We start from the raw sequence: 22,154 nt of genomic DNA on the forward strand, positions 1-22,154 counted from the left end.
TGGTGGGTGGCCGATGGAAGGGCCGCGGACGAGGTACGGCGGCGGCGGACGTGGAACAGGGAGTTGGCGCATGGCGGAACAGCGCAGGACGGGTGGGGGCGATACGGGGGCGACCGAGCACTTCCTCGTGGTCTTCCCGGGCTATCACCGCTCATGGGCGGCCTGGATCGCGCAGATCCTGGAGCGCCACGGCCACCGGGTCACCCTCCAGCGCTGGGACCCGCCCCGCGAGGTGCCGCTCGAGGACTCGCTGGGTGACCTGCTGCTGTCCTCCGGACGGGTACTGCTCGTCCTGGACGACTGGTTCTTCGAACTCGGCCCGCGCCCCGCCGGGGAGTGGAACGACGCCCTGCGCGGCTTCGTCGCCGCCCACGCCGACCGCTTCACCGCGGTCAACCTCACCAACCGGCCCCTGCTGCCCGCCACCGCGGTCCTGGAACCGGCCAGCCTGTGGGGAATGGGCGAGGAAGGCGCCGAGGAACGGCTGCTGGGCCGGCTGGGCCTGGAGCGCCGCCGCACGCCCAGGGCCCCGACCACGCGAATCCGCTACCCCGACACCCGCTGCGAGATCTGGGGCGAGGTCCCGCGCCGCAACCCGCGCTTCACCGGCCGCGACGACCTGCTGGCCGAGCTGCACCAGCGGCTCGCCGACGCCGAACGCGGCGCCGCCGCCTGCACCCTGCTCGGCATGTCCGGCATCGGCAAGACCCAGCTGGCCGCCGAGTACGCCCACCGGTTCAGCCCCGACTACGACGTGGTGTGGTGGGTCAACTCCGACGACCGCAACATCCAGCGCGACCGGTTCGGCGAACTCGCCGTGGAACTGGGGCTCGGGATCGGCAGCGAGCCCGGCGAGCGCATCCGTGCCGTGCGCGACGCGCTGCGCCGGGGCGAGCCGCACGCCAACTGGCTGCTGATCTTCGACGGCTGGGACGACACCGAGGGCATCAACACGCTCCTTCCACAGGGCCCCGGACACGTGCTGATCACCTCCCGCAACCGCGGCTGGAGCGAGCACACCGACATCCTGGAGGTCACCGCCTTCCTGCGGCCGGAGTCCACCGGCTATCTGATGCGCCGCGCCCCGCACATCACGGCGGCCGAGGCGGACGAGGTCGCCGCCGAGTTCGGTGACGTCCCGCTGCCCATCGTCCAGGCCGCCTCCTGGCTCGGCGAGTCCCGCATGGAGGTGCCCGAGTACCTGCGGATGGTGCGCGAGCGCAGGCTCTCCACGGTCGACGAGCCGGTCACCGGGGACGGCTTCCCGCAGTCGTCCATGACCTCCTGGTCGATACTGCTCAACCGGCTCCGCCGCGCCCAGCCGCAGGCCATCGACATCCTCGGCCTGTGCACGTCCTTCGCGCCGGGACGCATCCCGCTCGGCCTGATCCGCGCCTACCCGCAGGCCGACCTGCCCGAGGAACTGCGCTGGATGGCCACCGACCTGCCCGCCTGGACCCGGGCCCTGGACACCCTGGTCAACTACTCGGTGCTGACCCGCGAGACCCGCGGCCCCGTCGGCGCCGACATGGGCCCGCACCAGGAGTCGGTCCACATGCACCGGCTCGTCCATGACATCGTCTCCAAGCTGACCAGCGACGACAGCCGCGCCGTGCACCGCAGGGCCGTGCACACGCTGCTCGCGGAGGCCGATCCGGGCAACCCGGTCGACTCCAGGAACTGGCCCCGCTACGCCGAGCTGCTGCCCCACCTGGAACTCTCCGGCGCGCTCGGCAGTGACCAGCCCCGGGTGCAGGAGACCGTGCTGAACTGTCTGCGGTACTGCTTCCGCAGCGGCGAGTACAGCGGCGGTCTCAAGCTCGCCCAGCAGATCCGGGACCACTGGTCGCGCACCATGGACCCGCTGGCCCAGCCCATGCTCGACCTCGCCAACCAGGAGAGCTACATCCTGCGGGCCAGCGGCAGGTTCCGCGACGCCTACGAACTGGACCGGGGCGTCCTGGAGCGCCTCCGGACCGCTGCCCGGCGCAACGAACTCGCCGAACTGACCACCAAGAGCGCCATGGCCAACGGCCTGCGCCACCTCGGGCGGTACGACGACGCGCACACGCTCCAGCAGGAGGTGCTCGAAGGCACCACGCAGCTCCTCGGCCCCGACGAGGTCATGACGCTGGCGGCCCGGCACAACCTCGGCGTCGGCCTCAGACTGCTGGGCCGGTACGCGGAGTCGTACGAACTCGACCTGGAGACGCTCGCCCGGCGGGAGAACGTCCTGCGCGCCCGGCACATCAACACCCTCAACTCGGGCAACGCCGTCACCAACTGCCTGCGCCTGCTGGGCCGTTACCGGGACGCCGTGGCCCGCCAGGAGCCCGTGGTCCGGTCGCACGTCCAGGTGCTCGGCCCGCAGCACCCGCAGACCCTGGAGGCGCGTGCCCAGCTCGCCATGTGCCGGCAGCGCGAGGGCGGGTTCGCCCCGGACGTCGGGCCGTCGATGGCCGCCCTCCTGGAGCAGCTGGTACAGCTGCACGGCCGGGAGCACTACCGGACGCTGGCGTTCCTCGCCAACTACGGCAACTACCTCAGGGAACACGGGGAACTGAGCCGGGCCCGGGAACTGGTCGAAGAGGCAGAGTCCGGCTACCGGGCCCTCCTCGGACCCGCCCACCCCGTGGCCACCGGCATGCTCGCCAACACGGGCCTGGTGATGCAGGCGTCGGGTGAGCGGGCCGAGGCCCTGTCCATGTTCGAGGCGTCCTTCGCAGGCCTCAGCGCCACCCTCGGGCCCGACCATCCCTGGGTCCTCGGCTGCGCCCTCAACGCGGCCAGCGCCCGCAACTTCAACGGCCGTATCGGCGACGCCGTGGAGCTGAGCCGCGACACCCTGAGGCGGGCCCGGCACAGCCTCGGCGACGAGCATCCGCTGACCCTGTCCTGCGTGATCGCGCTCGCCGCCGATCTGCGGGCCGCGCGCGAGCACGAGGAGGCCGGAAAACTGGAGGAGGACGGGCTGCTGGGGTTCACCCGCACGCTGGGCGCGCAACACCCCCACACTCTCTCCGCCCGGCAACGCACCAGGCCGTACTGGGACTTCGAGCCGTATCTCGGCTGAGGGGGGCAGGCGAAGGGCCCGGCACCGAGCAGGAACTCGGCACCGGGCCCTGAGCGTCGGCCGAACCGCCGGAGGCCTACGCCTCGAAGACCTCACGCACCAGCTGCTCCTGCTCGGCCTGGTGCCGCTTCGCGGAGCCGACCGCCGGAGACGAGGAGTGCGGGCGCGAGATGCGCCGCAGGCGCTCGCCGTGCGGGACGTCCGCGCCGACCGCCAGGTCCAGGTGGTCGATCAGGTTGAGCGCGATGAACGGCCAGGCACCCTGGTTCGCCGGCTCCTCCTGGGCCCACAGGTACTTCTCGGCGTTCGGGTACTTCTTGATCTCCGCCTGCAGCTCGGCACCCGGCAGCGGGTAGAGCCGCTCGACGCGGATGATCGCCGTGTCCGTGACGCCGCGCTTCTGGCGCTCGGCCTCCAGGTCGTAGTAGACCTTGCCGGCGCAGAAGACGACCTTGCGGACCGCGGCCGGGTCGACCGTCGAGTCGCCGATGACCGGGCGGAACTGGCCCGACGTGAACTCCTCCGTCTTCGACGCGGCGGCCTTGAGGCGCAGCATCGACTTCGGGGTGAAGACCACCAGCGGCTTGTGGTGCGGGTTGTGCACCTGCCACCGCAGGAGGTGGAAGTAGTTCGACGGCAGGGTCGGCATCGCGACCGTCATGTTGTTCTGGGCGCACAGCTGGAGGAACCGCTCGACACGGGCCGAGGAGTGGTCCGGGCCCTGGCCCTCGTAGCCGTGGGGGAGCAGGAGCGTGACGCCGGACATCTGGCCCCACTTCTGCTCCGCCGCCGAGATGTACTCGTCGACGACCGACTGCGCGCCGTTGACGAAGTCGCCGAACTGCGCCTCCCACATCACGAGCGCGTCGGGGCGGGCCAGCGAGTAGCCGTACTCGAAGCCCATGACCGCGTACTCGGACAGCAGGGAGTTGTAGACGTTGTAGCGCGCCTGGTCCTCGGCGAGGTACTGGAGCGGGGTGTACTCCTCGCCCGTCTGGCGGTCGATGAGAACCGCGTGGCGCTGGCCGAAGGTGCCGCGCTGGGAGTCCTGGCCGGACAGGCGGACCGGGGTGCCCTCCAGCAGCAGGGAGCCGATGGCCAGGGTCTCGCCCATGCCCCAGTCGATCGTGCCCTCCTCGACCATCGTCGTCCGGCGCTGCAGCTGCGGTAGCAGACGCGGGTGCACGGTGAAGTGGTCGGGGATGTTGACCTGGGACTCGGCGATGCGCTTCACGACCTCCGAGGAGATCGCGGTCGGCACCGCGACCGGGAAGCCGTCCTGCGGCGCCTGGGTGTCCGCGGCGGCCGGCTGGGAGGTGGCCTCGCGGACCTCCGTGAAGACCTTCTCCAGCTGGCCCTGGTAGTCCTGCAGGGCCTGCTCGGCCTCTTCCAGGGTGATGTCGCCGCGACCGATCAGGGACTCGGTGTAGAGCTTGCGCACCGAGCGCTTCTTGTCGATCAGGTCGTACATCAGCGGCTGGGTGAAGGCCGGGTTGTCCGACTCGTTGTGACCGCGGCGGCGGTAGCAGATGAGGTCGATCACCACGTCCTTGTTGAACGCCTGGCGGAACTCGAAGGCCAGGCGGGCGACGCGGACGACCGCCTCGGGGTCGTCGCCGTTGACGTGGAAGATCGGGGCCTCGATCATCCGCGCCACGTCCGTCGCGTACATCGACGAACGCGAGGACTCGGGAGCGGCCGTGAAGCCGACCTGGTTGTTGATGACGATGTGGACCGTGCCGCCGGTGCGGTAGCCGCGCAGCTGCGACATGTTCAGGGTCTCGGCCACCACGCCCTGGCCCGCGAAGGCCGCGTCGCCGTGGATCGCAACCGGCAGGACCGTGAAGTCCGTGCCGCCCTTGTTGATGATGTCCTGCTTGGCGCGGGCGATGCCCTCGATCACCGGGTCGACCGTCTCCAGGTGGGACGGGTTGGCGGCCAGCGAGACCTTGATCTGCTCGCCGTCCAGGCCGGTGAAGGTGCCCTGTGCGCCCAGGTGGTACTTCACGTCGCCGGAGCCGTGCATCGACTTCGGGTCGAGGTTGCCCTCGAACTCGCGGAAGATCTGCGCGTACGACTTGCCGACGATGTTCGCCAGCACGTTCAGGCGGCCGCGGTGGGCCATGCCGATGACGACCTCGTCCAGGCGCGACTCGGCGGCGGAGTCGATGACCGCGTCGAGCAGCGGGATGACGGACTCGCCGCCCTCCAGGGAGAAGCGCTTCTGGCCGACGTACTTCGTCTGCAGGAAGGTCTCGAAGGCCTCCGCCGCGTTCAGCCGGCGCAGGATGCGCAGCTGCTCCTCGCGCTCCGGCTTGGAGTGACCGCGCTCCACCCGGTCCTGGATCCACTTGCGCTGCTTGGGGTCCTGGATGTGCATGAACTCGATGCCGGTGGTGCGGCAGTACGAGTCGCGCAGCACGCCGAGGATGTCGCGCAGCTTCATCATCGACTTGCCGGCGAACCCGCCGACGGCGAACTCGCGCTCCAGGTCCCACAGGGTGAGGCCGTGCTCGACGATGTCCAGGTCGGGGTGCTTGCGCTGGCGGTACTCCAGCGGGTCGGTGTCGGCCATGACGTGGCCGCGGACCCGGTAGGAGTGGATCAGCTCGAAGACGCGGGCGGCCTTGGTGACGTCGTCGTCGTGGCTGGCGTCGATGTCCCTCAGCCAGCGGACCGGCTCGTAGGGGATGCGCAGCGACTCGAAGATGTCGTCGTAGAAGCCGTTCTCGCCGAGCAGCAGGTTCGAGACCTGGCGCAGGAACTCGCCGGAGGCGGCGCCCTGGATCACCCGGTGGTCGTAGGTCGACGTGAGCGTCATGACCTTCGAGATGCCGAGCTTGTTCAGGGTGTCCTGGCTGGTGCCCTGGAACTCCGCCGGGTAGTCCATGGAGCCGACGCCCATGATCACGGACTGGCCGGGCATCAGGCGCGGCACGGAGTGGACGGTGCCGAGGCCGCCGGGGTTGGTCAGGGAGACCGTGACACCGGTGAAGTCGTCCATCGTCAGCTTGCCGTCACGGGCGCGGCGGACGATGTCCTCGTAGGCCTGCCAGAACTCGAAGAAGTTCAGCGTCTCGGCCTTCTTGATGGCCGCGACGACCAGCTGGCGGTCGCCGTTGGGCTTCACCAGGTCGATGGCCAGGCCGAGGTTGACGTGCGGCGGCTTGACGAGGGTCGGCTTGCCGTCCTTCTCGCCGAAGGACCAGTTCATCGACGGCATGGCCTTGATGGCCTGCACCATCGCGTACCCGATCAGGTGCGTGAAGGAGATCTTCCCGCCCCGGGCGCGCTTGAGGTGGTTGTTGATGACGATCCGGTTGTCGAACAGCAGCTTCACCGGGACCGCGCGGACCGAGGTGGCGGTCGGCAGCTCCAGCGAGGCGTTCATGTTCTTGGCGACGGCGGCGGCCGGGCCGCGCAGCGTGATCAGCTCCGGGCCCTCGGGGGCCTCGGGGGCCTTCGCGGCGGGAGCGGCCTTCGGCTTCGGCTGAGCGGGCGCCTGTGCGGGCTGCGCCGGCTTGGCCGGGGCGGGGGCCGCGGCCTTCGCCGCGGGGGCTGCGGGAGCCGGCGCCGGAGCGGCGGCGGGCTTCGGGGCCGCCGGGGCTGCGGGAGCCGGCGCGGCCTGGCCCACAGGGGCCGTGGTGGTGGTGTCTGCGGCCCCCGCGGCCGCAGTACCCGCCGCAGCCGGGGTGGCAGGCGCTCCCGGCTTGTAATCGGCGAAGAAGTCCCACCAGGCGCGGTCTACCGAATTCGGGTCCTGGAGGTACTGCTGATAGATCTCGTCGACGAGCCACTCGTTCGGACCGAACGCAGCAGCGGGGTTCTTCCCGGCTTGGTCGTCGGTGGAGACGCTCTGGTTACTGGGGGACTGTGGCGACACGGCGGCAACCGCCCTCTTCCGCTTCACAAGGTGATGGACAGCGGGAATAAAGGCTACGCCTCCATGGCCGGGAAGGTCAGGTCGAGCAAGGTCATCGTCGCGTAAGTCACATCGGAAATCTTGTTTCAGGGCTTGATATGGCGGGAAACAAGCGTGGTTCCGCATGTGAGAGGGTGCACCGGCCCCGGCCCGGCGCGCCTTCGTCCGACCGGTCGCGCGGGCCTGCTCCTGATCACACGTGTCCAGCTGCACGGCAATGGCGCGGACGCTCGTGGATCTTGTGCCTCCGGTTCGAACTTTACGTCAACTTGGGACGGAGGACTCTCCCGGGAGAGTGACGATGATCCGGCAGCCCCGCTCGGATTCGGCCACACCGATCCGGCCGCCGTGCAGATCCACCGCCCAGCGGGCGATCGCCAGACCGAGTCCGGTGCCGCCGTCGCTGCCCGGGCCGTGCGGCCGGGTCACCGCGCCCCGGTTGAACCGCTCGAACACCCGGTGCCACTCCGACCGCGGTATGCCGGGGCCCTCGTCCAGGATCTCCAGCTCCAGCGACTCCGGCTGCGGCCCGCGCCGCGCCCGTACCGTCACCCGGCCGTGCGGCGGGCTGTGCTTGACCGCGTTGTCGATCAGGTTGGCGACGACCTGGTGGATGCGCTCGGGATCCGCGTGCGCGGTCAGCTCCGGCGGGGAGACGTCCAGGTGCAGATGGACGTCGCTGCGCGTGTGGCTGCCGGAGCCGGAGGCGATGCCCGCGCGCGCCGAGGCCACCATGTTGGCCTCCTTCAGCACGCCCGAGAGGTACGGCCACACCTCGAAGCGCCGCATCTTCAGCGGTACGACGCCGTTGTCGAGCCGGGACAGATCCAGCAGGGTCTCCACGAGCCGGCCGAGCCGCTCGGTCTGCTTCAGGGCCGTCCGCATGGTCTCGGGGTCGGCCTCGGTGACCCCGTCGACGATGTTCTCCAGCACCGCGCGCAGGCCCGCGATGGGGGTGCGCAGCTCATGGGAGACATTCGCGACCAGCTCTTTGCGCTGGCGGTCCTGGGCCTCCAGCTCGTCCGCCATGACGTTGATCGTCCCGGCCAGGTCGCCCAGCTCGTCCCGGCGGCCCTCGCTCACCCTGCGGGTGTAGTCGCCCTCGGAGATCGACCGTGCCACCGCGTTCATCTCGTCCAGCGGCATGGTCAGCGAGTGGGCCACGAACTGCGTGATCAGCAGGGTGGCGATCATCGAGAAGACCGTGATGAAGCGCAGCTCGGTCTTGGTGTGCACCGCGACGATCGACAGTCCGGTGGTGATCAGCACCGCGATGACGACCAGCGCGCCCAGCTTGGTCTTGATCGAGAACGGGCGTACGCCGCCCCAGGGATCCTCCCCGGGGCTCCTCCGTGCGGCCTGCCGCCCGTCACCGCTCATGGAGTCGGCGTCTCCAGTGCGTAGCCGACGCCGTGCACCGTACGGATCCGCTCGGCGCCGATCTTCCGGCGCAGCGCCTTGATGTGGCTGTCGACCGTACGGGTGCCGGAGGCGTCGGCCCAGTCCCACACCTCGGCCAGCAGCTGCTCCCGGGAGAGCACCGCGCGCGGGGTGTTCGCCAGGCACACCAGCAGGTCGAACTCGGTGGGCGTGAGGTGGACGTCCTCGGACTTCACCCGCACCCGGCGCTGTGCGTGGTCGATCTCCAGTTCGCCGAGCCGCAGGATGCCGGAGCGCGGGGTGGCCGCGGCCAGTGCCGCCCGCTCCACCCGGCGCAGCAGCACATGCACCCGCGCGGCCAGCTCCCGCATCGAGAACGGCTTGGTCATGTAGTCGTCCGCGCCGACCCCGAGACCGACCAGCATGTCCGTCTCGTCGTCACGCGCGGTCAGCATCAGCACCGGCACCGGGCGCTGTGCCTGCACCCGCCGGCAGACCTCCAGGCCGTCGAAGCCCGGCAGCATGATGTCGAGGATCAGCAGATCCGGCTGCCAGGCCTCGGCCGTGTCGACGGCGGCCGGGCCGTCCGTCGCGGTCTGTACGAGAAATCCCTCGGCGCGCAGCCGGGCCGCGATGGCGTCGACGATCGTGGGATCGTCCTCGACGACCAGCACCCGGCGCTGTGCGCCCGGGGTGGTCGTCGCCGCGCCGCTCTGGGAGGTGTGTGTCTGCTCCATCGCCCGCCCCTGCTTGTTGCTTTCCGGAACCCGTGGGGTGATCCCATGTCTGCGATTGACGCTTGAATGATCCGCGTCAGGGCAGCACATTACGGGGATCCACCATCCTGTCGCTATCCAGGGCGGAGGGCGAGGTGCACGGCGTCCGGAACGCCCCGGGCAACGGGCACCTCTTCGGTACGCACCTGCTGGAACCCGGCATTCCGCAAGCTTCCTTCAAATTCCGGAGAGGGTTCGGCGGACCATACCGCGAGCACTCCTTTGGGGTTCAACACCCTTGCGCAGGCGGCCAGTCCGGCCGGTGAGTACAGCGTGTGGTTGTCGTCCGTGACGGTCCAGCCGGGGCCGTTGTCGATGTCCAGGCAGAGCGCGTCGAACGTGTCGGATGTCTCATTGACGAACGCCACGAAATCGTCCTGCACGATCTCGGTGCGCGGGTCGCCGAGCGCTGCGGCGGAGATCTCCGCCAGCGGGCCGTCCCGGTGCCAGTCGATGACGGCGGGTTCCCGCTCGACGACGGTGATCCGGCCCCACCGGGGGTCCGCCGCTGCATGTGCGAGTGAGAATCCCACTCCCAGCCCGCCGATCAGCACCTTCGGCTCCGGCCGCCCGTCCAGCGCCCGGTGTGCGGCGTCGACCAGCAGCCGCTCCGAGCGCCCGTCGGAGGTGTCCATCAGGAAGCAGCCGTTGGCGATGATCTGCAACAGCGCGCCGTGCCGGCGCAGCACCACCTCGCCGTACGGGCCGTCGCGCCGGTCGAGGACCACGGGGGAGTCGTACGCGGCAGTCATGCACCCATATTCCTTGAACACACCTTGACCTGCACGGGAATTAGGGATGTCGCACTGATGTGCACCCTTGCGGTACGGGGCGCGGACGCAGCCGGAACGTAGGAGGTTGCTGTGAATCGGGTCTCGCGTGGCGTCGGTCATAGACAGCGGCCCCCGGAACCCGAAGGGTTGGGCGCGACGGAAGGAGTGCCACAGCGTGGAACGGACCGCGACGGGCCCTGCGACGGCCGCGTCCCCGCCCCTGCCGGGCGTGCCCCAGCCGGACGGCACCGCCGCCGTCCCGGTCCCCGCGATCGCGGACCTGCTGGACGGCATGCCACGTCAGCGGCATGCCCCGCTCCCCGCTCCCGGACCCGCCTTCACCGACCCGCGCCCGACCGCACCGCTGCGGCTTCCGTTTCCGCTCCCGCGGCCGTGGCGCCTGCTGCCCACTCCCGCCGGCACGCCGTTCACCTTCGCCTACACGGCCGTCCTTGCCGTCACCTCCGTGGTCGCGGCCCTGGCCGACCCCGCCGTGATGCACGCGCTCTACCAGGACTCCAGCACGGACGTGGCCCATCTGGTGCGCACGCCGGGGGTGGTGCTGCCGGCGAGCGCACTGTGGATCGCGGGCGGGGTCCTCTCCCCGTACGCGCTGGCGTTCGTGCTGGTGCTCACCGCGCTGGAGCGGCGGATAGGCGGCGCGCGCGCGGCCTGTGTCTTCCTCGCCGGGCACGTCCTGGCCACACTCGCCACCGAGATCCCCGTGGGCCTGGCCGTCCTGGTCGGCCACCTCCCGCCCACCTCACTGCACCGCCTCGACTACGGCATCAGCTTCGGCGTCGCGGCCAGCATCGGTTCGCTGGCGGGGCTCCTGCGCCCCTGGCTGCGCTGGCCCCTCCTCACCGTGACGGCCGCCGAGCTCATCGGCGACCTGATCGCCCTGGAGGATCCGATGACGAACTGGGGCCACGTGATCGCGCTGACGATAGGTGTGGCGAGCTGGCCTTTCGTGCGCCGGTGGGCTGAAGCGCCCCGATAGGGGCCCACGCACCCGCACCCGCGAACGCACCTTCCACGGCACCCCCTTGGGAGAACTTGATCGCTGAGAGCGAACAAGCAGGGGGAACACCAGCCCATCCCCAGCAGTTGAGTCGGCATAGCTCAACTTGACTGCCGAAGGGGAGATCATGGCTACTGAGTCCACGGCGTTCACGCTCGTCCTGCCCGTGCTGCCGCTCGACGACGAGGTCGTGCTGCCCGGCATGGTGGTTCCGCTGGACCTGAGCGACGCCGAGGTACGGGCCGCGGTGGAGGCCGCGCAGGCCGCCGCCCGGTCGGAACCGGGCAAGCCCAGGGTGCTGCTGGTGCCACGCATCGACGGCACGTACGCGAAGACCGGTGTGCTGGGCACGGTCGAGCAGGTCGGCCGGCTGGCCGACGGTGACCCGGGGGCTCTGATCCGCGGCCGGAGCCGTGTGCGCATCGGCGCCGGCACCACCGGTCCCGGCGCGGCCCTGTGGGTCGAGGGCGCCCGCATCGACGAGAGCGTGCCGGACCCGCTGCCGGGCCAGGTCGCCGACCTCGTCAAGGAGTACAAGGCGCTCGCCACCACCTGGCTGAAGAAGCGCGGCGCCTGGCAGGTCGTGGACCGCGTCCAGGCCATCGACGACGTCTCCGCGCTCGCCGACAACTCCGGCTACTCGCCGTTCCTCACCACCGAACAGAAGGTCGAACTGCTGGAGACCCCCGACCCGGTGGCCCGGCTCAAGCTCGCCACGCAGCAGCTCCGCGACCACCTCGCCGAGCAGGACGTGGCCGAGACCATCGCCAAGGACGTCCAGGAGGGCGTCGACAAGCAGCAGCGCGAGTTCCTGCTGCGTCGTCAGCTGGAGGCCGTCCGCAAGGAACTGCGCGAGCTGAACGGCGATCAGGAAGGCGAGGAGTCCGACGACTACCGCGCCCGCGTCGAGGCCGCCGACCTGCCGGAGAAGGTCCGCGAGGCCGCGCTCAAGGAGGTCGACAAGCTGGAGCGGTCCAGCGACCAGTCCCCGGAGGGCTCCTGGATCCGCACCTGGCTGGACACCGTCCTGGAGATGCCCTGGAACGAGCGGACCGAGGACGCGTACGACATCCAGGGCGCCAAGGCGATCCTGGACGCCGAGCACGCGGGCCTCCAGGACGTGAAGGAGCGCATCACCGAGTACCTCGCGGTCCGCAAGCGCCGCAGCGACCGCGGGCTCGGCGTCATCGGCGGCCGGCGCGGCGGTGCCGTACTGGCCCTGGTCGGCCCGCCCGGCGTCGGCAAGACCAGTCTCGGTGAGTCGGTCGCGCACGCCATGGGCCGCAAGTTCGTCCGCGTCGCCCTCGGCGGCGTCCGCGACGAGGCGGAGATCCGCGGCCACCGCCGTACCTATGTCGGCGCGCTGCCCGGCCGGATCGTGCGGGCGGTCAAGGAGGCCGGGTCGATGAACCCGGTGGTCCTGCTGGACGAGATCGACAAGGTGGGCTCCGACTTCCGCGGCGACCCGGCGGCGGCCCTGCTCGAAGTCCTGGACCCGGCGCAGAACCACACCTTCCGGGACCACTACCTGGAGGTCGAACTCGACCTGTCGGACGTGGTCTTCCTGGCCACGGCCAATGTCCTGGAGGCCATCCCGGAGGCGCTCGCCGACCGTATGGAGATCGTCCGCCTGGACGGCTACACCGAGGACGAGAAGGTCGTCATCGCCCGTGACCACCTGCTCCCGCGCCAGCTGGAGCGGGCGGGACTCGGCACGGACGAGGTCGCTCTGGACGAGAGCGCCCTGCGCAAGCTGGCCGGCGAGTACACCCGGGAGGCGGGCGTGCGCACCCTGGAGCGGTCCATCGCCCGCCTGCTCCGCAAGGTCGCGGCCCAGCACGAACTGGGTGAGCGGGAGCTGCCGTTCACCGTGACGGACGCCGACCTGCGCGACCTGATCGGGCGCCCGCACCACGTGCCCGAGTCCGCCCAGGACCCGGCCGAGCGCCGTACGTCCGTCCCCGGCGTGGCAACCGGTCTCGCGGTCACCGGCGCCGGCGGTGACGTGCTCTTCGTGGAGGCGTCCCTGGCCGACCCGGAGACGGGCGCGGCGGGCCTGACCCTGACCGGTCAGCTCGGTGACGTGATGAAGGAGTCGGCGCAGATCGCACTGAGCTTCCTGCGCAGCCACGGCGCCGAACTGGAGCTGCCCGTCGGCGACTTGAAGGACCGGGGCGTGCACATCCACTTCCCGGCGGGCGCGGTCCCGAAGGACGGCCCGAGCGCCGGCATCACGATGACGACGGCTCTCGCGTCCCTGCTGTCCGGGCGGCTGGTCCGTACGGACGTGGCGATGACCGGCGAGGTCTCGCTGACCGGCCGGGTGCTGCCCATCGGCGGCGTCAAGCAGAAGCTGCTCGCCGCCCACCGCGCCGGGGTGACCACCGTGATCATCCCCAAGCGCAACGAGCCCGACCTGGACGACGTCCCGGCCGAGGTGCTGGACAAGCTCGACGTCCACACCGTGACCGACGTCCGCCAGGTCCTGGAACTGGCACTCGCGCCCGCGACGAACGGCGCGACGCCGGAGGTTCCCGTGGCGGCGTGACGGACGCCATGGGAAAGGCGAGGCCCGGGTCCCGTGAGGGAGCCCGGGCCTTCGCCATGTGCTCGCAGGGGCGGGCGTAGGGGGATCACAGGGGATCGTACGAGTATCTTCATATTGCGCCTATATCGGGATGGCTCGATAGAATTCAGGCGTGAGTTGGCCCCCCAAGACCCCCTCCGGTCTGATCGGGGCCGAGATCGCGGGCTACAAGGTGGAGCGCGAACTCGGTCGCGGTGGGATGGCCGTCGTCTACCGCGCCAGGGACCTGCGCCTCGGCCGGACGGTCGCCCTCAAGCTGCTCGCCCCCGAGTACACCAGGAACGACGCCTTCCGCCGCCGCTTCGCCCAGGAGTCCCGGGTGGCCGCCGCCATCGACCACCCCAACATCGTCCCCGTCTTCGAGGCCGGCGAGTTCGACGGGGTCCTCTACATCGCCATGTGCTACGTCTCCGGGCAGGACCTGCGCGCCCTGATCGACCGGGAGGGCCCGTTGGCGGTGCCGGTCGCGCTGCGCATCGCGGCCCAGCTGGCCTCCGCCCTGGACGCGGCCCACGCGCGCGACCTGGTGCACCGGGACGTCAAACCCGGCAACGTCCTGATCGCCAAGGTCGTCGACAGCGACCACCCCGAGCACGTCTATCTCACCGACTTCGGGCTGGCCAAGAAGTCGCTGTCGCTCACCGGTTTCACCACCGCGGGCGAGTTCGTCGGCACCCTCGACTACGTGGCGCCCGAGCGGATCGCCGGGCGCCCGGTGGACGGCCGGGCCGACCAGTACAGCCTGGCCTGTGTGGTCCACGAGATGCTCACGGGCGCCCCGCCCTTCCAGCGCGAGGACCACCTGGAACTGCTGTGGGCGCACCAGTACGACCCGCCGCCCGTGCTCAGCAAGGAGCGGCCGGACATTCCGCCGGCCGCCGACGAGGTGCTGCACAAGGCCCTGGCGAAGGCCCCGGACGACCGTCACGGCACCTGTCTGGAGTTCGTCGCGGCCCTGCGGGCGGCCGTCGCCGACTGTGTGCCCCGCCGCCGTACGCCGACCCTGGTGGACCTGGTCCCGCCGCCGCAGCCCCCTGCCTGGGCCCGGCGGTTCCTCGGCTGATCCGTGCCGCGGCTGATCTGTGCCGCTTACGCGGGCTTTACCCGACGCCTGTGAGCGCGTCAAGTCCCGAGTCCTCGGAACGTGACCCCGATTTCCCGTTCGGGCCTACTTGAAGCACGGCCTCACCGAACGGAAATGAGGCGGTCCGAGGGAAACGGAAATCCTCCGGCAATCCCTCTCGGGAAATCCTCACAGTAATTGGGAGAAAGCTCATGACTCGTATCGTTCACACCCACGCCGACGCCCGTCCGAAGCGCCGAGGTCTGCGTTTCGCGACCCTCGCCGCCTCCGCCGCGCTGGTCACCGGGGGTGTCCTCCTGCCCGTCTCCAGTGCGATGGCGGCCCCGATGCCCACCTCGACCGTGGCCTTCGTCCACGGTGGCGGCGCCGGTGGAGCCGGTGGTGACGGCGGTGGCGGCCTGGTCGGTGGCGGCGGTGGCGCCGGTGGATCCGGTGGCGGCAGCGTCCTCGGCACCGGTGGTGACGGTGGCCAGGGCGGCAAGGGTGGCGACGGCGTCCTGGCCGGTGGCGGCGGCGGTGGCGGCGGTGGCGGCGGCGAAGGCGTCATCGGCGGCAAGGGCGGCGACGGCGGCGCCGGCGGCTTCGGCGTCCTGTCCGGCGGTGGCGGCGGCAGCGGCGGTGGCGGGGGCGACGGCACCCTCGTCGGCGGCAAGGGCGGCAACGGCGGCAAGGGCGGCGACAGCGTCTTCCAGGGCGGTAGCGGCGGGAAGGGCGGCAAGGGCGGCTTCGGCGGCCTGTTCGGCGGGTCCGGCGGCTCCGGCGGGGCCGGTGGCTCCAGCCTCTTCTGACCGTCTCCTGTGACCGTCGACGGGGTGGGGGCCGCCCGGCCCCCACCCCCGACCGGGCCACAGCGCCCGCACATGAAACGCCCCACCACACCCCTGATCGGAAAAGGAGACCCCCGATGTCCATGAACTCCTGGCGGCGTCCCTTCACCCTCGCGGCAGCCTCCGTGGCTCTCGTCACCGCCACCGCCTGCGCCGCCCAGGCGGCCACTCACACGGCCCCGGTACCCGGCGGCTACGTGGCCGCGCCGGCCCATCCGTCCTCGCACTGCGGAGAGGGCGGCGAAGGCGGCAAGGGCGGCGCGCCCGGCAAGCCGGGTGAGCCGGGCAAGCCGGGCAAGCCGGGCTGCTCCCCGCTCGACCTCCACGACCTGCCCGACAAGCCGAAGTCGGATCTCTCGCGGCTGGACAAGGCGCGGATCGCGCTGGCCGTGCTGACCGGCCGGGTGACCCAGGCCGACGCGGCCAAGAAGTACAAGATCCCGGAGAAAGAGATCAGCACATGGGAGCGGCAGCTCCTGAACGGCGACTGGCTCGCATTTCTGCAGACGGACTGAAGTTCCGAGAAGAAGTTCGGAGAAAGGAAAATCCCATGGGCAGCCACTCCTGGAAATTCGGTATCGGTCTCGCGGTCTCGACCGTGGTGATCGCCGGGGGCGCGATGGCCCCCGCCGCGATGGCCGACACCGGCCCCGTCGGCGGTGGATCCGGCGGCAGCCCGTCCAGCCTGAGCAGCGTCCATGTGGGCAACGGCAGCGTCCGTATCGGCGACTCGATCTGTGCGGGCGACTGCAACGGCACCGTCAACGGCACCAAGGGCGCGGGCGGCGGCATCTGCGCCGGGCTCTGCAACGGCAGCGCCAACGGCGGCGACGGCACCGCCGGCGCACCGGGCCGGAACGGCGGCAAGGGCGGCGACGGCGGGATCTGCGTCGGCGTCTGTTCGGGCAGCGTCAACGGCGGCGCCGGCGGGAACGGCGGCGGCGCGGTGGGCGGGGGCGACGGCGGCGCCGGCGGGCGGGGCGGGAACGGCGGGATCTGCCTCGGCGTCGGCTGCGAGACCAGCGGTCAGGGCGGCCGCGGGGGCAACGGTGGCGACGGCTGACTCAGCCGGGGGCCTCGGCGACCGACTGCTCCGCCCACACCGTCTTGCCGACCCGGTCGTGCCGGGTGCCCCAGCGTTCGGCGAGCTGGGCGACCAGCAGCAGGCCCCGGCCGCCCTCGTCGAAGATGCGGGCGCGCCGCATGTGCGGGGTGGTGCCGCTGGAGTCGTACACCTCGCAGATCAGGGTCGCGTCCTGGTGGATCAGCCGGAGCTGGATGGGCGGGCGGCCGTAGCGGATGGCGTTGGTGACCAGCTCGCTGACCATCAGCTCGGTGGTGAAGGAGGCCTCGTCCAGGCCCCAGGCGGACAGCTGGGCGCAGGCCAGGTGGCGGGCGTGGGCGACGTCCTCGGGGTCGCTCGGCAGCTCCCAGGCGGCGACCCGGTCCTCGTGCAGGACCCGAGTGCGGGCGACGAGCAGGGCGATGTCGTCGTCGGGGCGATGGGTCAGCAGCTCGGTGAGCACGTGGTCGCAGACCGCGTCCAGTGACCGCGCGGGCCGGACGAGCGCGGCGAACATCTTGTCCAGCGCCTCGTCGATGTCGTGCTCGCGGGCCTCGAACAGCCCGTCGGTGTACAGGGCGAGCAGGCTGCCCTCGGGCAGTTCGGTCTCGGTGGCCTCGAACGGCAGCCCGCCGAGCCCGAGCGGCGGGCCCGCGGGCACGTCCAGGAAGCGCACGGTGCCGTCCGGCGTGACCACGGCGGGCGGCGGATGGCCCGCCCGGGCCAGGGTGCACCGGCGGGAGACCGGGTCGTAGACCGCGTACAGACAGGTGGTGCCGATGCCGCCGGCGGTCTCGGCGGTCGGGTCCGTGCTGCCCTCGTCGGCGGCGAGCCGCAGCACCAGGTCGTCCAGGTGGGTGAGGAGTTCGTCGGCCGGCAGATCGACGTCGGCCAGGGTGCGCACGGCGGTGCGCAGCCGGCCCATGGTGGCCGAGGCGCGGATCCCGTGGCCCACCACGTCCCCCACGACCAGCGCCACCCGCGCCCCGGACAGCGGGATGACGTCGAACCAGTCGCCGCCCACCCCGGCCCGTGTCGCGGCGGGCAGATAGCGGGTGGCGATCTCCAGGGCCGCCTGGTCGGGCAGCGTGTGCGGGAGCAGGCTCTGCTGGAGGGCCATGGTCGTGGTGCGGGTCTTGGTGTAGGAGCGCGCCTGCCGGATGCCGGTGGCCGCCTTGTCCGTGAACTCCTGGGCCAGCCGCAGATCCTCCGGGCCGAACGGCTCGCGGTCGCGCCGCCGGCCGAACAGCGCCACCCCGAGCATGCTGCCCTGGGCGAGCAGCGGCACCGCCAGCAGTGAGCGCGCCCCGGACGCGCGCAGCCACGCCGCACCCGGGTCCACCGCCGCCCACTCGGCGACGAGCGGGTCCGCCGTGTCGTACAGCAGGGGCCGGCCGGCCGTCAGACACCGGGCCGGGGGCGAGTCCGGCGGGCAGACGACGGCCTCACCGACGCCGCTGCCGTACGCCGGGCCGACGCCGTCGGGCATGGCGCGCAGCGCGGCGCGGCGCAGGACGACCGGGCCGGGCCGCGGGGCGGGTTCCTCGTCCGCCTCGCGGGGGGAGTCGAGCAGGTCGACCGCCATGACGTCGGCGAGCCGGGGGACGGTGACCTCGCCGAGCTCCTGCGCGGCGCGGGCCTGGTCGGCGGCCATGCCGACGCGCGAGCTGCTGTCGGCGGACGTGCGTTGCCGGGCGGCGGAGTCCTGGGCGGGTGTCTGGGTGGACAGGCAGACGGCGCGCACCCGGCCGTCGGCGTCCTTCAGCGGGGTGAGCACGGCACTTCGGCCCAGTTCCGCGCCGAGCCGGGCCCGGGCCTCCTGCGGCCGGCCGGTCTCCAGCGCGAGCCGCATCGACCGGTCGGCCTCCTCGCTCGCGGAGCCGGGCACGATGTGCGGCAGCCTGAGTCCGCGCATCGCGGCCTCGGGCAGGGCGAGGGCGTGTTCCATCCGGCGGTTGGCGCGCACGAGCCGCAGCTCGGCGTCGAAGATCGCCAGCGGGAAGGGGGACTGCAGGAACGTCCACTCCTCCAGCGGTTCGCCCCGGGGCGGCTGCGCACGGGCCGTCACGGCGCTCACCACCAGCCAGTCGGTGACGCCGGTTTCCGAGGTCCGGCGGTGCGCGAGCACGCCCAGTTCCAGCAGCCGGCCGTCGCGGTGCCGCAGCGGGACGGTGCCGTTCCAGCGGTCCCGGCCGGCGAGGATCCGGCGGGCCGCCGAGCCGTCGGTGGCGAGAAGCGCGGTGGCGGGCCGTCCGACGACGGCCGGAGCGTCATAGCCGAGGAGCCGCTGGGCGCCTTCGCTCCACGCGGTGAGAATGCCCTGCTCATCGATGGTGGCCGTGGCCGTGTACGTCGACTGTCGCTCCATCGCCGCTCATCTCGCCCTTGCTCGGCAGGCTCTCCTGACCAGCATGATCCCGGGCGGCGCGGAGCACCAACGCAGGGCCGCGGCAAGAAATCCGCGGGCGTCCGCAACCGGTCGGGGGTTGCCCGGCGTGAAGGAGGCAAATGCCCTTATTCCGGCATTACCCATCCTGCTGGGGGGTGACAACAAGGAGGACTCGATGACTGGCGTTACGGCCCGGCCGCTGACCGATCGCGAACGGGAGACGCTCCGACATGTCGCCGCGGGCCGCACCTATCTCCAGACGGCCCGCGCCATGGGCGTGTCCCGGCACACCGTGGACACCTACATGCGCCGCATCCGCGCCAAGCTCGGCCACACGAGCATGGCCGAGCTGACACGGATCGCGATTTCCCTGGGGCTGTGAGGGCTCAGGGGTCTGTGAGGGCTCAGCCGTTGGCCAGAGCCTGCACCCGGTCCAGCGCCCCGTTGAACTTGTCGTGGTCGCCGACGGTCGGGCCGGAGGAGATGTACTGCCACATCGTGTAGTACGACCAGCCGGCCGGCAGCGTCCCCGGGTCCGAGGCGTAGCGGGCGATCCACAGCGGGTTGTTCACCGCGAAGCCGCCGTAGTTGCCGGTGCAGTCGCTCCACCAGCTGGTGGCCGTGTAGATCACGGCGTCCCGGCCGGTCAGGGACTTGTAGGTGTTCAGGAAGTCGGCGATCCAGCTGATCATCTGGCTCGCGGTCTTGCCGTAGCACTCGGCGCCGTACGGGTTCCACTCGATGTCGAGCGCGCCGGGCAGGGTCTTGCCGTCCCGGGACCAGCCGCCGCCGTGGCCGACGAAGTAGCTCGCCTGGGTGGCGCCGCTGGTGGTGTCCGGGGTCGCGAAGTGGTAGGCGCCGCGGATCATGCCGATGTTGTACGAGCCGTTGTACTGCTGGGCGAAGTACGGGTTCGTGTAGTACGTGCCTTCCGTCGCCTTCGTGTACGCCCAGCGCACCCCGCTGTTCCACAGGGTCGACCAGGCGACGTTGCCCTGGTAGCCGGAGACGTCCACGCCCTCGGTCTGGGTGACGTCACCGGAGGCCGGGGTGCCGTGCCGGCCGTCGTGCGCGAGGACCCCCATGCCCATGTAGGCGGAGCCGCGGCTGTGCGTGCTCGCGGCATGGGCGGAGGTGAGCGGGAGGGTCAGGGAGAGCGCCGCGAGCAGGGCCGTGACCAGGACGGTGAGGGGGCGCGGGCGCGGGGAGCGGGCGGAGCGGTCGGAGCCGGGTCTGTGCACGGGCATGACGTGCCTCCGGAGAGTGGGGTGGGGGGAACGTGGCTGTGACCGTGTACCGGATGCCGCACTGGCGTGGGCATGCCATTCATTGCCTGGTAAGGAAGCTACGCACGTAGATGACGACGGGGAAGGGGGTCCGGACGCCGCCGTTGGTCTAGCCCTGCGAAATACTTACAGAGCTGCGGCAATGACGACTTTTGGCAGAAACTTTCAGGACGCGAAACCGAGCAGGGGTGCTGACGTGCACGAGGACGGAAACGGCGACGCACATCGCGGCGCCCAGCAGATGACGCCCAGTGGTGCAGACCAGGAATTCCTGGCACTGGAACGGGAGTTGACCGTACTGCTCAGGCGGGCCCGGGCCAACCAGGGCGAGATGGCCCGCGAGGTCCATCCCGACCTGGAGTCCTCCGCGTACGGCCTGCTCATCCGGCTGGACGAGTGCGGCGGCCAGCGGGCCACGGAGCTCGCCGGCTACATCGGCGTCGGCAAGGCCACCATGTCCCGCCAGCTGCGCGCCCTGGAGGAGCTGGGCCTGATCGCCCGCGAACCCGACCCCGCCGACGGCCGCGCCTGGCTCGTCACCCTGACCGAGGAGGGCCGCGGCCGGGTCGGCAAGGTCCGCGAGGCCCGCCGCGCCCGCTACGTCCGCCAACTCGCCCACTGGGACCGCCGCGAGGTCGCGGAACTGGCCCGGCTGCTGCATCAGCTGAACGGGGTCATGGAGAGGTAGGGGCACGCAGGAGGGGGCGGGCGGAGCAGGCTGGGCGGACGGCGGCGCGCGGAAGGGGCTGAGCGGACGCGGTGGCGGAAGCAGGCCGGGCGGGACGGGCCGCCCGAAGAGGCCGGGCGGGCGGCGTCGCGCGGACGGGGGCGGGCGGAACGGCCGTCTCGAAGAGCCAGCGTGGAAGCGTGACGCAGGCCGGGGGGATCACAGCTCTGCGTACACCACCGTCGCGTCGTCGTGTGTCTTGCTCCGGCCCAGGAACGCCCGCTGGTCGCGGTCCGCCCTCTCCAGTTCCCGTACCCGGTCCACCAGTGACCGGGCACCCTGCTTCGCGACCGTCTCGAACAGGGCCTGCCAGTCGCCTTCGTGGAACTTCTCCGTCCAGCGGGTCGCGCCGTCCGTCAGCGCGGCCACGGCACGGACCTCGCCCCGGGGCACCGTGCCGGCGACCGCGCGCACGGCCACCGAGGGATCGGCGGCGGCCGTGAAGAACCCGCCCTCCTTGTTGCGCAGGGTGGCGTCCACCACGGCGTCCGTGGCGAGCGCGGAGCGCGGGAGCCGGGCCAGCTGGTCGTCCAGGACCGGGGTGACCGTCCCGTCGGTGCCCTGCAGCAGCAGCGCGGAGTCGGACAGCACCAGGTACTCGACGGTCTCGGCGGACCAGCGGGCCAGGGCCACGGTTGCCTGGGGGGTTCGCGGGTGAGAAAGCTCACAGGTTCGCGCGTGGGCTTCGGCGGTGCGGCCGATCGCCCGCGACAGAATCTCCGGCAGCGTCAGATCTCCGCTCGAAACGGTCAGTTCGGTCAGCGCGCCACCGAGCCGAGCGGTGAACCAGGGGACGGAATGCAGACACCCCGTCTCGCCCCGTGGCGGAGTCACTCCGTCCAGGACGATCACACAACCGCCCTGTCCGGAAGCGGGTAGTCCGACAGCGGCGAAGTCCTCATTGGGCCGGTTCGCGTCACCGGGTTCCGAAACGAGATCAGTGCGCATTCAGCCAGTCTGCACGAGGCCTTCACAGGATGCGCCAAAGGCTGGCAACCGCCCCAGTATTGGCGCGACCCCGCAGGTCAGCCGCCTGTTTTGGGATGGAATCGGCCACTCCGGGAAGGCGTGGTGGCGAATACTGCCAAAGCCTGCCCCGCTCGTCCAACCGGCATGCCGCGCAAGGGCACCGCACGGGCCAGAGGAACTTGCCCGCCAACTCCCCTCCGATGTTCACTCCTTCGGGTGGCGGGTCAGGTGATGCGCGACTACTGCCCACCGGCGCTGGGAGGGTCGGGAACCGTAC

16 protein-coding genes are annotated in these 22,154 nt (G+C 71.4%); 9 read left to right on the top strand and 7 right to left on the bottom strand.

The genetic code is table 11. The annotated features are described in order from the left end of the window. Positions 1-70 precede the first annotated feature (70 nt). Positions 71-3,073 (top strand): FxSxx-COOH system tetratricopeptide repeat protein, encoded by a 3,003-nt coding sequence (gene fxsT, locus ACFYOH_RS03735; protein WP_388620786.1) that lies wholly within the window; start codon positions 71-73, stop codon positions 3,071-3,073. Positions 3,074-3,149: 76 nt separating this feature from the next. Here fxsT and ACFYOH_RS03740 read toward each other — a convergent pair whose 3' ends face one another. The 4 genes from ACFYOH_RS03740 to ACFYOH_RS03755 all read right to left on the bottom strand — a co-directional run bounded on the left by ACFYOH_RS03740 (position 3,150) and on the right by ACFYOH_RS03755 (position 9,903). Continuing rightward, positions 3,150-6,956 carry a multifunctional oxoglutarate decarboxylase/oxoglutarate dehydrogenase thiamine pyrophosphate-binding subunit/dihydrolipoyllysine-residue succinyltransferase subunit gene (locus ACFYOH_RS03740; protein ID WP_388620788.1) on the bottom strand — a complete coding sequence of 1,269 codons (3,807 nt, stop codon included), beginning with the start codon at positions 6,954-6,956 and terminating at the stop codon, positions 3,150-3,152. A 303-nt stretch (positions 6,957-7,259) separates the two neighbouring features. Beyond that, complete coding sequence (locus tag ACFYOH_RS03745) at positions 7,260-8,375, bottom strand: ATP-binding protein (RefSeq protein WP_388620789.1); 1,116 nt, start codon at positions 8,373-8,375, stop codon at positions 7,260-7,262. Continuing rightward, entirely contained in the window at positions 8,372-9,112 is a 741-nt protein-coding gene (locus tag ACFYOH_RS03750) for a response regulator transcription factor (protein ID WP_351623052.1), read from the bottom strand. Before ACFYOH_RS03750 ends, ACFYOH_RS03745 begins: the two co-directional genes overlap by 4 nt. Before the next feature lie 113 nt (positions 9,113-9,225). Next, on the bottom strand, positions 9,226-9,903 hold the full coding sequence (locus ACFYOH_RS03755) for a spermidine synthase (protein ID WP_388620791.1): 678 nt from the start codon (positions 9,901-9,903) through the stop codon (positions 9,226-9,228). Positions 9,904-10,099: 196 nt separating this feature from the next. Here ACFYOH_RS03755 and ACFYOH_RS03760 point away from each other — a divergent pair, with 196 nt between their 5' ends. The 6 genes from ACFYOH_RS03760 to ACFYOH_RS03785 all read left to right on the top strand — a co-directional run bounded on the left by ACFYOH_RS03760 (position 10,100) and on the right by ACFYOH_RS03785 (position 16,506). After that, positions 10,100-10,924: a rhomboid-like protein gene (locus tag ACFYOH_RS03760; protein ID WP_388620793.1), complete on the top strand. Its 825-nt coding sequence runs from the start codon at positions 10,100-10,102 to the stop codon at positions 10,922-10,924. Positions 10,925-11,072: 148 nt separating this feature from the next. Beyond that, the gene (gene lon, locus ACFYOH_RS03765; RefSeq protein WP_388620795.1) at positions 11,073-13,493 is read left to right on the top strand and encodes an endopeptidase La; all 2,421 of its coding nucleotides are present in this window, start codon (positions 11,073-11,075) and stop codon (positions 13,491-13,493) included. Positions 13,494-13,644: 151 nt separating this feature from the next. After that, positions 13,645-14,595: a serine/threonine-protein kinase gene (locus tag ACFYOH_RS03770; RefSeq protein WP_388620797.1), complete on the top strand. Its 951-nt coding sequence runs from the start codon at positions 13,645-13,647 to the stop codon at positions 14,593-14,595. A 212-nt stretch (positions 14,596-14,807) separates the two neighbouring features. Next, entirely contained in the window at positions 14,808-15,404 is a 597-nt protein-coding gene (locus ACFYOH_RS03775) for a hypothetical protein (protein WP_388620799.1), read from the top strand. 116 nt (positions 15,405-15,520) lie between these two features. Further along, entirely contained in the window at positions 15,521-15,958 is a 438-nt protein-coding gene (locus tag ACFYOH_RS03780) for a DUF1153 domain-containing protein (RefSeq protein WP_388620801.1), read from the top strand. A 35-nt stretch (positions 15,959-15,993) separates the two neighbouring features. Next, positions 15,994-16,506, top strand: a complete 513-nt coding sequence (locus tag ACFYOH_RS03785) for a hypothetical protein (RefSeq protein ID WP_388620802.1) — start codon at positions 15,994-15,996, stop codon at positions 16,504-16,506. Between the two features lies 1 nt (position 16,507). Here the strand turns inward: ACFYOH_RS03785 and ACFYOH_RS03790 are convergent, their stop codons facing one another. Then, positions 16,508-18,874, bottom strand: a complete 2,367-nt coding sequence (locus ACFYOH_RS03790) for a SpoIIE family protein phosphatase (protein WP_388620804.1) — start codon at positions 18,872-18,874, stop codon at positions 16,508-16,510. 196 nt (positions 18,875-19,070) lie between these two features. Here ACFYOH_RS03790 and ACFYOH_RS03795 point away from each other — a divergent pair, with 196 nt between their 5' ends. After that, positions 19,071-19,277 carry a response regulator transcription factor gene (locus tag ACFYOH_RS03795; RefSeq protein WP_388620806.1) on the top strand — a complete coding sequence of 69 codons (207 nt, stop codon included), beginning with the start codon at positions 19,071-19,073 and terminating at the stop codon, positions 19,275-19,277. 22 nt (positions 19,278-19,299) lie between these two features. Here ACFYOH_RS03795 and ACFYOH_RS03800 read toward each other — a convergent pair whose 3' ends face one another. Beyond that, complete coding sequence (locus tag ACFYOH_RS03800; protein WP_388620808.1) at positions 19,300-20,142, bottom strand: lysozyme; 843 nt, start codon at positions 20,140-20,142, stop codon at positions 19,300-19,302. Between the two features lie 235 nt (positions 20,143-20,377). Here ACFYOH_RS03800 and ACFYOH_RS03805 point away from each other — a divergent pair, with 235 nt between their 5' ends. Beyond that, positions 20,378-20,869 (top strand): MarR family winged helix-turn-helix transcriptional regulator, encoded by a 492-nt coding sequence (locus ACFYOH_RS03805; protein ID WP_388620810.1) that lies wholly within the window; start codon positions 20,378-20,380, stop codon positions 20,867-20,869. A 198-nt stretch (positions 20,870-21,067) separates the two neighbouring features. Here the strand turns inward: ACFYOH_RS03805 and ACFYOH_RS03810 are convergent, their stop codons facing one another. After that, positions 21,068-21,856, bottom strand: coding sequence for a protein phosphatase 2C domain-containing protein (locus ACFYOH_RS03810; protein ID WP_388620812.1), 789 nt, complete (start codon positions 21,854-21,856; stop codon positions 21,068-21,070). Positions 21,857-22,154: the final 298 nt, after the last annotated feature.

This window comes from Streptomyces sp. NPDC007856, assembly GCF_042868225.1.
In the GTDB taxonomy this organism is placed as follows: Bacteria; Actinomycetota; Actinomycetes; order Streptomycetales; family Streptomycetaceae; genus Streptomyces.